General features: G+C 62.5%; 5 protein-coding genes and 1 pseudogene. 5 read left to right on the plus strand and 1 reads right to left on the minus strand.

Features of this window, described 5'->3' with window-relative positions:
- The first annotated feature begins 57 nt into the window (after positions 1 to 57).
- From HU763_RS02515 to HU763_RS24940, 4 genes and pseudogenes are all read left to right on the plus strand, one after another.
- Entirely contained in the window at positions 58 to 3,033 is a 2,976-nt protein-coding gene (locus tag HU763_RS02515; RefSeq protein WP_217884024.1) for a type VI secretion system Vgr family protein, read from the plus strand.
- Positions 3,030 to 7,715, plus strand: coding sequence for an RHS repeat-associated core domain-containing protein (locus HU763_RS02520; protein WP_217884025.1), 4,686 nt, complete (start codon positions 3,030 to 3,032; stop codon positions 7,713 to 7,715). The genes HU763_RS02515 and HU763_RS02520 overlap by 4 nt, the downstream gene beginning before the upstream one ends.
- Before the next feature lie 8 nt (positions 7,716 to 7,723).
- Positions 7,724 to 8,113 (plus strand): Imm50 family immunity protein, encoded by a 390-nt coding sequence (locus HU763_RS02525; RefSeq protein WP_186690755.1) that lies wholly within the window; start codon positions 7,724 to 7,726, stop codon positions 8,111 to 8,113.
- 217 nt (positions 8,114 to 8,330) lie between these two features.
- Positions 8,331 to 8,696: pseudogene (locus HU763_RS24940) on the plus strand (hypothetical protein); the annotation flags it as partial.
- 25 nt (positions 8,697 to 8,721) lie between these two features.
- Here HU763_RS24940 and HU763_RS02530 read toward each other — a convergent pair.
- Positions 8,722 to 10,356 (minus strand): hypothetical protein, encoded by a 1,635-nt coding sequence (locus HU763_RS02530; RefSeq protein WP_186690757.1) that lies wholly within the window; start codon positions 10,354 to 10,356, stop codon positions 8,722 to 8,724.
- 495 nt (positions 10,357 to 10,851) lie between these two features.
- Here HU763_RS02530 and HU763_RS02535 point away from each other — a divergent pair, with 495 nt between their 5' ends.
- Positions 10,852 to 11,370 (plus strand): Hcp family type VI secretion system effector, encoded by a 519-nt coding sequence (locus HU763_RS02535; protein ID WP_011531920.1) that lies wholly within the window; start codon positions 10,852 to 10,854, stop codon positions 11,368 to 11,370.
- Positions 11,371 to 11,627: the final 257 nt, after the last annotated feature.

The raw sequence follows: 11,627 nt of genomic DNA on the forward strand, positions 1-11,627 counted from the left end.
CGCGTTCGTCGTAGGTCACGGTCGTTTTGCCACCGCTTTCGTACATGAGGGACAAGGATGTTTGCCGCCGCAAACCAGACCCATTTCAGCCTGCACATCGACGGCCTGGAGCACGACTTCCAGGTCCTCGCTTTCGACGGCAAGGAAGCCATCAGCCAGCCCTACGCCATCGACCTGGAGCTGGTCAGCGAACGTCCCTCGCTGGACCTGGAGAACCTGCTGCACAAGCCCGCGTTCCTTCAGTTGGGCGATGCCGGACGCGGCCTGCATGGGCTGATCTACCGCGCCGCGCAAGGCGAGGCGGGCAAGCGCCTGACCCGCTACCAGGTGACCCTGCGCCCGCAGCTGGCCTACCTGGCCCACCGTATCAACCAGCGCATGTTCCAGCACATGAACGTGCCGAAGATCATCGCCCAGGTGCTGGAAGAGCATGGCATCCTGGCCAACGCCTACCAGTTCCAGCTGGGCGCCGTTTACCCGGACCGCGAGTACTGCGTGCAGTACGACGAGTCCAACCTGCAATTCATCCAGCGGTTGTGTGAAGAAGAGGGCATCCACTACCACTTCCGCCACAGCGCCGAAGGCCACCAGCTGGTGTTCGGTGACGACCAGACGGTGTTCCCGAAACTGGCCCCCGTACAGTTCCAGCACGACTCCGGGCTGGTCGCCGACACGCCGATGATCAAGCGTTTCGGCCTGCGCGTGGAAACCCGCACCAGCAGCGTCACCCGCCGCGACTACGACTTCAAGAAGCCGCTGATCCAGCTCGAAGGCGCCGCCGACAGCCACGCCGAGCCGGCCCTGGAAGACTACGACTATCCCGGCCGCTTCCTCGACCGCTCGCGCGGCAAGCACTTGGCCACCCGCGCCCTGGAGCGCCACCGCAGCGACTACCGCCAGGCCGAGGGCCAGAGTGACCAGCCGCTGCTGGCCAGCGGGCACTTCCTGATCCTGGCCAGCCACCCCAACGCCCAGTGGAACGACCTGTGGCTGCTCACCGAGGTGCGCCACCAGGGCCGCCAGCCGCAGGTGCTGGAAGAAGCCATCACCAGCGACGTCGACCCGCGCGTCGACGGGTTCCAGCAGGGCTACCGCAACGTCTTCGTGGTCACGCCCTGGGAGCAACCCTATCGCCCGCCGCTGAACCACCCCAAGCCCAAGGTGCTGGGCGAGCAGCGCGCGGTGGTCAGCGGCCCCGAGGGCGAAGAGATCTACTGCGACGAATATGGCCGGATCAAGGTGCAGTTCTTCTGGGACCGCGAAGGCCAGGCCGATGACAAATCCAGCGTGTGGATGCGCGTGGCTTCGAGCTGGGCCGGGCAGGGCATCGCCGGCCTGCAGCTGCCCCGAGTGGGCATGGAAGTGCTGGTCAGCTTCCTCGAAGGCGACCCCGACCAGCCGCTGGTGACCGGCTGCCTGTACCACGGCGTGAACATGCCGCACTACAAGCTGCCCGACCTTAAGACCCTGGCGACGATCAAGAGCAAGGAATACAAGGGCAGCCGCAACAACGAACTACGCATCGACGACACCACCAGCGAGATCAGCATCGCCCTGCGCAGCGACCACGGCGCCAGTGCCCTGAACCTCGGCTACCTGACCCACCCACGGCCGAGCGGCGGCGCGCCACGGGGTGAGGGCTTCGAGCTGCGCACCGATCGCCACGGCGCCGTACGCGCCGCCGGCGGCCTGCTGCTCACCACCGAACCGCGCCCGAACGAAGCCCGGCACCACAAGGACCTGCCCGAAACCGCCGAACGCCTGGCCACTGCCAGCGAGCAGCAGGACAGCCTGGCGCAGCTGGCCAAGCAGATGCAGGCCCAGGAACCGGGCGACCAGGATCAGGTCGCCAAGGACCTGCACGCCCAGCACCAAGGTATCCTCGGCAGTGGCCCAGGCGACCTGACCAAGAACGAGTTCGCCGAATTCACCCAGCCGCACCTTGTGGTGTCCAGCCCGGCCGGCATCGCCCTGACCACGCCTGGCCCGAACCACCTCACCAGCGGCAGCCACCTGGCCTTGAGCAGTACCGGCCACACCAGTATGTCGATCGGCAAACGCCTGCTGGCCAGTGCCAGCCAGGGCATGCGCCTGTTCGTGCAGAGTCTCGGTTTCCGTCTGGTGGCGGCTGCAGGCGACATCGACTTCCGTGCGCTGAAGGACAGCATCAACTTGCTGGCCAAGCTGGACATCACCGCCAACGCCGAGCGCATCATCCTCAAGGCCAAGACCGAACTGGTGGTGCAGGGCGGCGGCAGTGCCACCACCTACAACGCCAGCGGCATCACCCACGTCACCAGCGCCAACTACACCGCCCACGCCGCGCAGTTCGCCCATATCGGTGCGGCGAGCAAGGCCGGCGCCTTCCCCGAACCGCCCAAGCCCGGCAAGGGCGCGCTGGAACTGTTCAACCTGTACGCCAACAGCAAGGGCATCCAGGCCGGCGACTACGAAGTCACCGATGCCCTGGGCACGCTGCTCAAGGGCACGCTGGACGGGCAGGGCTTCAATGCCGTGTCCGGCGCGGCGCCGGGGCCGGCCACGGCGAAATTCGGCCTCGACACCGTGGACACCTGGAGCCTCGGCAGCTTCGTCAAGGGCCTGCCTTGGCCGAAGCTGGCGGCGACCGAAGCGGGCACGCCATCGATGCTCGATTCGATGATCGACACGCTCACGCCTGATGGCAGCGGCGCGGCGATGGCCAAGGTCAAGCAACGGGCCAGCAGCGGCATGGCCGCGGCCAAGACCGGCATCAGCCTGCTCAAGACCGGGCAGGCTGCAATGCAGACCGTGCAGCAGGTGCAAGGTGCGCTCCAAGGCGGCGTCGCCGGCCTGCCGCAGCTGGCCAGCGTCGCCAGTTCGGCACTGCCCGCCGCCTCCAGCACCCTGGGCGCTGCGAGCAGGGCCGGTGCCGCCGTGCAGGGGGCCATGGCCAGCCTGCCAAAACTGCCGGCGCTACCCGAACGCCCTGCCTTCAAGGCACCGAACCTCAACACCCTGACTGACCTGATGCCAGGCGAGCTGATTTCATGACCACACAGACTTCCCAACCCGGTGGCCGCGAAGTCGCCATCGTCCCCCTGAACGAAATCCATATCGAAGACGTCGGCCGTGGCGCGGCGGTGTTCGATGCCTGGCTGCGCGATATCAGCGACGGTTATGTCACCCTCGAGCGCATCAAGAACGTCGCAGGTGCCTTGCCGGTGGTGGGTAACATCATCGCCCTGATCGACGCTTTGGGCGACATCGTCACCCTGGCGGAGAGCGACAAGCCGGACCCGTGGGACTGGGTCAGCCTGGGCATCAACCTGATCGGCGTAGTGCCGGTGCCACCGAACATGGCCGCCGCACGCATGAGCCTGCGGCCGATGTTGTTCATGGTGCGCCAGGAGGGCAAGCAGATCCTCGGCGACGCGCTGATCGAGATCATTGCCGGGCACCTGAACGCCGACATCATCGGTAGCCTGGATGACTTCGTCAGCCAGGCCGAGGGCAAGCTCAAGGAAACCCTGGCGGCAGCGGGTGGCAAGGGCGAGGAAATTCTCAACGAGATCTGCAAAGGCCTGGATGCCCTGATCGATGGCGACCTCGACAGCGGCAAGGACCTCGGCGAGGCAGGCAAGAAGGCGAGCAAGGCGGCCGAGCAACTGCTGCACGATCCGCTGGCCAGTATCGACAACATCTTCGACGCGGCCTGGAGTGCCTACAAGGCCGCTGGCAAGGGCATGGCCAACATGGCCGCCAGCGCGACGATCAGTGCCGAGGCCAAGCTCTACGGCCACCAGCAAGTCGCCAGGTTGCGCGTGCTGGCGCCTCGCATCAAGAGCGAGATCCTCAAGCTGGGTTCGGCCAGCAACCCACATTCGATCGAGGCGTTGCGCCTGATCCTGGCCGGTAGCGTCGCGCTGTGGCGCAAGCGCAATCCGCAGCTTGTGAACGCCAACATCAAACCCAACGCCACCAGCACCGCGCGGCACCAGGCCACGCAAGGCAAGCTCGAAACCCAGCGCGAGGAAGCACCACCCAGGAACGCGGCCAACCGCTGCAAGAACGGCCCCTGCCCAGGAACCACCCGCGACATCAACTTCGCCCTGGGCAGCGAAACCCTGCAGCACGTCGACTTCAGCCTGCCCGGGCCATTCCCGGTCACTTGGGCGCGGACCTATAACTCACGCCTGGCCGAGCTGGACGACAGCAGCCTGGGCGCCCGTTGGCTGACCGAGTTCAGCACCTGCATCGACGTGATCGACGACGGCCTGCTATTCCACGACGTCGACGGCCGCAGCCACCCGTATCCGCTGCCCAGGCAGGGCAAGCCGCACTACGATCCGATCGAGTACCGGAGCCTGGTGCGTACCAGCGACACTCAGATCATCCTCCTGCGTGGGCTGGAGCGCCGTGAGACCTACGAGCGGGTCGGTGATCGGTTCTATCTGGTTCATATCGTCCTGCGCAGCGGTGCCGGCGCGATGCTGCATTACGAGCATCACTACAACGGCCGCCCGGTGTTGTCCGACATCAACACCTATGAGGACAACGACCCGAGCAAGGTGCACTTGCAACTGGGCACGCTGCTCGACGACCACGGGCATATCCAGGGCGTGTGGCAGGTGGTCGACGGCAAGCCGCTGCGCCAGCTGTGCGCCTACCATTACGACGACCAGGGCGACCTGATCGCCGCCCAGGACGAGCACGGCGCCGCCTGGCACTACCAGTACCAGCATCACTTGGTGACGCGCTATACCGACCGGACCCAGCGCGGCTTCAACCTCGAATGGGACGGTACGGGGGCGCATGCCAAGGCCATCCGCGAGTGGGCCGACGACGGCAGCTTCGAAACGCGCCTGCAATGGGACAAGCACATCCGCCTGACCACCGTGACCGACGCCCACGGCCAGCAGACAAAGCACTATTACGACATCCTCGGCTACACCTACCGCATCCAGCATTCGGACGGTAACTCCGAGTGGCTGTTCCGCGATGAGCGCAAGAACATCATCCGCCACGTTCACCCCGACGGCAGCCAGGACCGCTTCACCTACGACGCGCGCAGCAACCTGCTCGAGCACATCCGCGCCGACCACAGCGTGGTGCACTACGCCTATGACGACCAGGACCAGCTGATCAAGATCGGCGATGCCGAAGGCGGGCAGTGGCTGCGTGATTACGACGAGCGCGGCAACCTGGTCGAGACCGTCGACCCGCTGGGCAACAAGACCGAGTTCGCCTACACCCCGGCCGGCTTGGTCAAGGCGATCAAGGATGCCATCGGCAACGAGAAGAAACTCGTCTACAACGACGCCGGGCAGTTGCTCGAGTACACCGACTGCTCCGGCAAGACCAGTCACTGGGCCTACAACGCCTTCGGCCAACTGAGCGAGTTCACCGATGCGGCGGGCAACAAGACCGCCTATGAATACCAGGCTGGCCAACTGGCCAAGGTCACCCACCCGGACAAGACCGAGGAGCGTTTCAACTACGACGCAGAAGGCCGTCTGCTGGCCCATGTGGACGCCCTCGACCGCTGCACCACTTGGTCCTATAACGCTGTCGGGCTGCTGGCCGAGCGCGTCGATGCGGCGGAACATACCCTGCGCTACCGTTGGGACAAGCTTGGGCGTTTGATCGGGCTGGAAAACGAAAACGAGAGCAAGGCGAGCTTCCTCTACGACCCGGTCGGCCGTTTGTTGCAAGAGACGGGTTTCGATGGCCTGGTCACCCGCTACCAGTACGACCCGCACAGCGGACGCTTGGCGAGCACCCAAGTCGGCCAGCGCCGTATCGAACTGCGTTTCGACCGCATGGGCCGCCTGGCCGAGCGCACCGCCCGCCTGGGCGAGCAGAGCCAGAGCGAGACCTTCGCCTACGACGGCAACGGCAAGCTGATCCAGGCGATCAATGCCGCCAGCAAGCTGCAATGGTTCCACGATGAAGCGGGCAACCTGACCCGTGAGCACCAGCATTACCTGGCCACCGGCACGCCGATGGTCGCGGTGTGGCAGCACGAATACGATGCGCTCAACCAGCGGATCAGCACGATCCGCCCGGATGGCCACAAGGTCAGCTGGCTGACCTATGGCAGCGGCCACCTGCTCGGCATGACCCTCGACCAGCACGAGATGCTGGCCTACGAGCGCGATGACCTGCACCGCGAAGTGGTGCGCCATCAAGGCAACAAGCTGATGCAGAGCCAGGGCTGGGACCCGGTCGGGCGACTGCAGGAACAACTGCTCGGCAGCCATGACGGGCAGTCCACATTGCTCAAGCGCCAGTACCGCTACGACGCCGCTGGCCAGCTGACCAACATCCACGACAGCCGCCGTGGCCCGCTGGAGTACCAGTACGACCCGGTGGGACGCCTGCTCAAGGCCACCAGCCGCCTGGGCGTGGAAACCTTCGCCTTCGACCCGGCCGGCAACTTGCTCGACCAGAAGCGCCAGGAACTGAACCGCCCGCTGGAAGCCGATCCACGGCGCAACAAGCTGATGGACAACCTGCTGCGCGAGTACGCCGGGACCCATTACAAGTACGACGAACGCGGCAACCTGATTCATCGGCTGCACAACGGCTCCCATGCCCATTTCAGCTGGGACCTGTTCGACCGGCTAACGGGGTACAACGACGACAAGCTCAAGGTCGACTACAGCTACGACGCCCTGGGTCGACGGTTGCACAAGCACTCGGTGGCGCACTTCTGGGACAGGCCGGAAGCGGGCACCGGTTGGAACCAGCTGCAACGGGCCAAGCGCCAACGTGAACTTGGCTGCGGCTTTACCCTGTTCGGCTGGGATGGCGACACCTTGGCCTGGGAAAGCTCACCGCCAAGGGACGATGGCGATACTGGCCGTACCGTGCATTACCTGTACGAGCCGGGCAGCTTTGTGCCGGTCGCTCAGGCGCTGCGCAAGAGCCCGATCCGCTTGCACAAGCAACCGGACTGGAGCCAGCGCGAATACGATTTTGACCAGGATCCGTTGTGGCATACGGAGGTGAAACCGCAGGCGTTTGACGCAATTGCCTGGTATCAGTGCGACCATCTCGGTACGCCGATGGAGCTGACCGATGAGCACGGCCATATCGCCTGGGCCGGGCAGTACAAGGCGTGGGGTGAAGTCAAAGAGGAGCGCTCGGACTGGGCCAGACAACACGGGCTGGGCAACCCGATTCGGTTCCAAGGCCAGTATCACGATCATGAGACGGGGCTACACTACAACCGGTATCGATATTACGATCCTCAAGCTGGTCGATTTATCGTGCAGGACCCGGTCCGTTATGCAGGAGGCCTCAATCTTTACGCTTTTGCCCCTGACCCGCTTAACTGGATCGATCCGCTCGGACTAACAAAATGTCCACGGAATAAGAAAACAACATATGACGGCGCTAGTCGCCGAGATGCATTTAGACAAGCGAAGCGAGATATGGGTATACCTAATAGTCAACAACCTTGTAAAGTCAGTAGGGTTGAGTTGGGTGATGGTAATGGTGGCTTTGTTCGTGATGCTTCCGGTGTTCCAGTAGAAACTAGGCAGTATCACTATAAAAACAAAAGTGGCGCAGCGGTGGTGATCCAAGAGCATAGTTTAGGTCACGCTAAGGCAACCCCGTTGCATGGTGCAGAACCACATTTTAATGTTAGGCCTACTGATTCTGGAACCGGTGAAATATTAAATACAAGTACTGCTTCTGGTGCGCATGGGCACTACAATTTTAAATGAGGCTCTGTATGTGGATTGAATGTGCTTTAAATAGAGATAAAGTTGTACATATGTTCGGCGGTTCTTTAGATATAACGGGCGCTGAATTGCTAGGGGTGTATGTTCATGAAGGGTTCGTGGTTAAGTTTTTGTTTTGTGTTAAAGGTATACCTGAGAAGCATCCCGAGAAGTGGAATGGGAAAGGCTATAATTCAATGACCATATCGTTGCGTTTTGTGGGCGTTAAAAAGTTTCAGGCGAACTTGGAGCGTATAGGGTTTAGCTGTTGTCCGGAAATTAGAAGCTCAAAGGAAGGGGCTTGTATTAATATTGTTTCTGACGAGGGTTCAATTTTTTGTGAGTCTGAATTTGTCAGTATTGATGATATCACTCCGCGCGATGATCTAAGATGGGGTTGATTTCGCCAGTTGTCAGATATGTAATCGCCGTAAAGGTAGTGCAGATTGACGCTCCCAGTTGAAACTGTTTTTGGAAATTGAGCGAGGCTGGTCGTTTCAGTGTGGGTTTCACTCCTATAAAGTCTTGGAATGTTTGGGAGGGCGGCTGGAAGGAATTTCTACATATCGTACTGTGGGAGTATCTCGTGCAATTTTAATAAGGGGGCGATAAACCTCGCCGGAAGCGGGCACCGGTTGGAACCTGCTGCAACGGGCCAAGCGCCAACGTGAGCTTGGCTGCGGCTTTACCCTGTTTGGCTGGGATGGCAACACCTTGGCCTGGGAAAGCTCACCGCCCAGGGACGATGGCGATACTGGCCGTACCGTGCATTACCTGTACGAGCCGGGCAGCTTTGTGCCGGTCGCTCAGGCGCTGCGTAAAAGCCCGATCCGCTTGCACAAGCAACCGGACTGGAGCCAGCGCGAATACGATTTTGACCAGGATCCGCTGTGGCATACGGAGGTGAAACCGCAGGCGTTTGACGCGATTGCCTGGTACCAATGCGACCATCTCGGTACTGGAAGCCGACCCACGGCGCAACAAGCTGAAGGACAACCTGCATCTTCGCCTAGTCGTCTTGTTGCCCAGCAACCCCAAACCCATAACCCTGCAGCCAATCTTCGCGAATCCTGCTACCCAAGCCGTACAGCCACACCTGTTGTGGCGCAACCCAGTCCAGCGCCGCACTCGCCAGGGTCAGGATCAACCCGTTGGCCTCCGCGCGCTCCTGCGGCAGCTCGTCAGTCGTCACCTTCGTTTTGCCAGCGACCAGCGACAGGCTTGCCAGCAGCAGGACATACAGCCCCAGCAGCTTCAGGTACAGGCCCAGCGGTTGCGGCAGCGCCAGGCGTAGCAGGTAGGACAGTGTGCGGAACAGATGCACGGCCAGCCCGCAGAGTATCAGCAGGATCATCACGCCCGGCGTGATCAGGTCACGGTAACTGTCGCGGCCGAGGGTGGACAGGTCGCTTGTCGACGCCACGCGCTGTTTGATCATCTCCCGCGCATCATGCTGCAGCGCCGGCAAGTACACCGAGCGCTCGAAGGCTTCCTCGGTCAGGTAGGCGTACAGGGTGATGCCCGAGGGCAGCGCCAGGTCCTGACGCCATTGCGCCTGGATGGCGCCCACGGCCAGGAACGCCGGGCGATTGAGGCCTGGCTCGATCCAGCCGGCGTTGATACGTTGCTGGATGGATTCGGCGTAGCGGTTGCGCGCCTCGCTCCGTACCTGGCTGGCCACCGCCTGATTGAACCCACGGCGATCGTCAGGGCGCCACAGATCATTGACCGGCACGTTCATCTGCTCGCGTAGCACATGCCGTACGGGTTGCCACTCACTGACGGGCAGGTTCCAGGGGTTCAGATTGCGCCCCCGCTTGCTCAGCAGGCGCTGGTAGTCGGTCCAGGCCTGGCCCTTACGCTGGAGAATGGCCAGGCGGCTGCTGGCACCGGCGTAGAACAGGCTGGCGCGACGGTACTGCCGATAGTGGTCTTCCTGCCGTTCAGTGGCTGTACGGTAGCGCTGGTAGTTGTATTGCAGGCCGCCGCGCTGCTGGTCGGCAAGCTGTTCGAAAAGGGTTTGCACTGCCAGCCCTTCGACAGGTACCAGGGGCGTGATATCGGGCAGGCGCAGGGCCAGCTCAGCCAACCGCCACCGACCTTCGGGGCTGCGCAGTTGCTCACTCGTGCCCTGCTGGCCCTCCAGCTGCTGCCCATGGTGCAGCAGCTGGTTCATCAGCGGGACAGCAATGGCCGCCTGTGCCTGTTGCTCTGGGCTGGCCTGCTCGACCAGCCCGTCCATCAGCAGGCGTTGGGCCTGGTAGCCCAGGTACACGGTGCTGGAGCAGGTGATCAACGCCCACAACAGCGTGCGCCCGAACGGCCATTGCTGGCGCAGGCTCTTGCGCAGCAGACAGCTGAGCGCGAGCAGGGCCAGGGCGACGCCACCCAGCCATTGGCCCTGGCGAGCGAAGCCCTGCAGCAGCACATGCGGTGCAAGGCTGCCGAGCAAGTCGGTCAGTTGTGCCAGATAGGCAAGGGCGAGCAGCAAGTAGATCAGGCTCGGCAGCAGCATCAACCCGGCAAGCCGACATTCCTGGGCGCGGGTCAACGGCAGGTCGCCCCCCCAGATGGCCCGGGCCAGGCGCTGCCACGGCGTGTACTGCTGGCCATGGCTGGAGCGTTGCAGCAGGGCGCCGATCATCAGGCGTTGTCCGGCAGGGAGGTGCGGGCAGAGCTTGGCGAGGTGGGCTCGAAGGTATTCACGCGCGGCTTTCCTTGTCGAAACGATGTAGCGTCCTGATACACGACGCGATAGTAGCATATTGATATCCGCGGCGAGGCAGCGTCCGTTCATGCCCGGCGCTCCGGCAGGCGGGACAAGGGATATTGACTCTCTAGTCAACTGCGCAAGAAGTTGCGCAGTTGAATGTGGATAAGTGTGTGGATAGTTCCTCGCAGGCCTTAGCAGACGCCATGTACAACCAACTGCGCAACTTTTTGCCAGCACTGCGCAAAAAGTTGCGCAACTTTTGGATAGCAGGTCGCTAAAAATCTATCCAAATGAGTGTGTAGCATTTTTAAGCTATTGATTTAAAAGGATAAAAAATACCTGGCACGGGGCTTGTATAAGGAGATGTCCCCCGCCTGGCAATTTCCTGCCACCGGGCGACTTTCTCAAGCATGGAGAGCATCACTCATGGCAACTCCCGCCTACATGGCCGTCACCGGCGAAAAACAAGGCCTGATCACCGCTGGCGCGTTCACCGCCGACTCGGTAGGCAACACCTACCAGGAAGGTCACGAAGACCAGGTCATGGTCCAGGGCTTCGAACACGAAGTGATCATCCCGCGTGATCCACAGTCCGGCCAGCCGACCGGTCAGCGCGTGCACAAGCCGGTGAAGATCACCAAGGTCTTCGACAAGGCTTCGCCGCTGCTGCTGGCCGCCCTGACCTCGGGCGAGCGCATGACCAAGGTCGAGATCAAGTGGTACCGCACCTCGGCCCAGGGCACCCAGGAGCACTACTACACCACCGTCCTGGAAGACGCAATCATCGTCGACATCAAGGACTACATGCACAACTGCCAGGACCCGGCCAACGCCCACTTCACCCACCTGGAAGACGTGTATTTCACCTACCGCAAGATCACCTGGACCCACGAAGTGTCCGGTACTTCCGGTTCTGACGACTGGCGCGCACCGGTCGCCGGCTAAGGCTCGGGGTCTCTGGGTGATCGACGCCAGCGTTGCATCGCCCATGAGATCGAGCGCCGCCCACGCGGCGCATCGCGGATGAATCCGCTCCTGCATCGGTTGCAAAGTGCCGCACCTGTGAGGCCCTGGTTGCCTGCCTGATCGGCCCGACGCGATGTTTCGGCTGGCGCCGCTGCCCGCCTGCCTGCAGGAGTGGATTCATCCGCGATGCGCCGCGTGAGCGGCGCGCTACCCCGAGGTCGTTTCACTCCCCAGGA

Source organism: Pseudomonas anuradhapurensis (genome assembly GCF_014269225.2).
Taxonomy (GTDB): Bacteria; Pseudomonadota; Gammaproteobacteria; order Pseudomonadales; family Pseudomonadaceae; genus Aquipseudomonas; species Aquipseudomonas anuradhapurensis.

What these genes read in the sequence shown, in the direction of transcription:
- HU763_RS02530 (WP_186690757.1), bottom strand. Translation starts at nt 10,356, where the DNA reads ATGATCGGCGCCCTGCTGCAACGCTCCAGCCATGGCCAGCAGTACACG.
- HU763_RS02520 (WP_217884025.1), top strand. Translation starts at nt 3,030, where the DNA reads ATGACCACACAGACTTCCCAACCCGGTGGCCGCGAAGTCGCCATCGTC.
- HU763_RS02515 (WP_217884024.1), top strand. Translation starts at nt 58, where the DNA reads ATGTTTGCCGCCGCAAACCAGACCCATTTCAGCCTGCACATCGACGGC.
- HU763_RS02535 (WP_011531920.1), top strand. Translation starts at nt 10,852, where the DNA reads ATGGCAACTCCCGCCTACATGGCCGTCACCGGCGAAAAACAAGGCCTG.
- HU763_RS02525 (WP_186690755.1), top strand. Translation starts at nt 7,724, where the DNA reads ATGTGGATTGAATGTGCTTTAAATAGAGATAAAGTTGTACATATGTTC.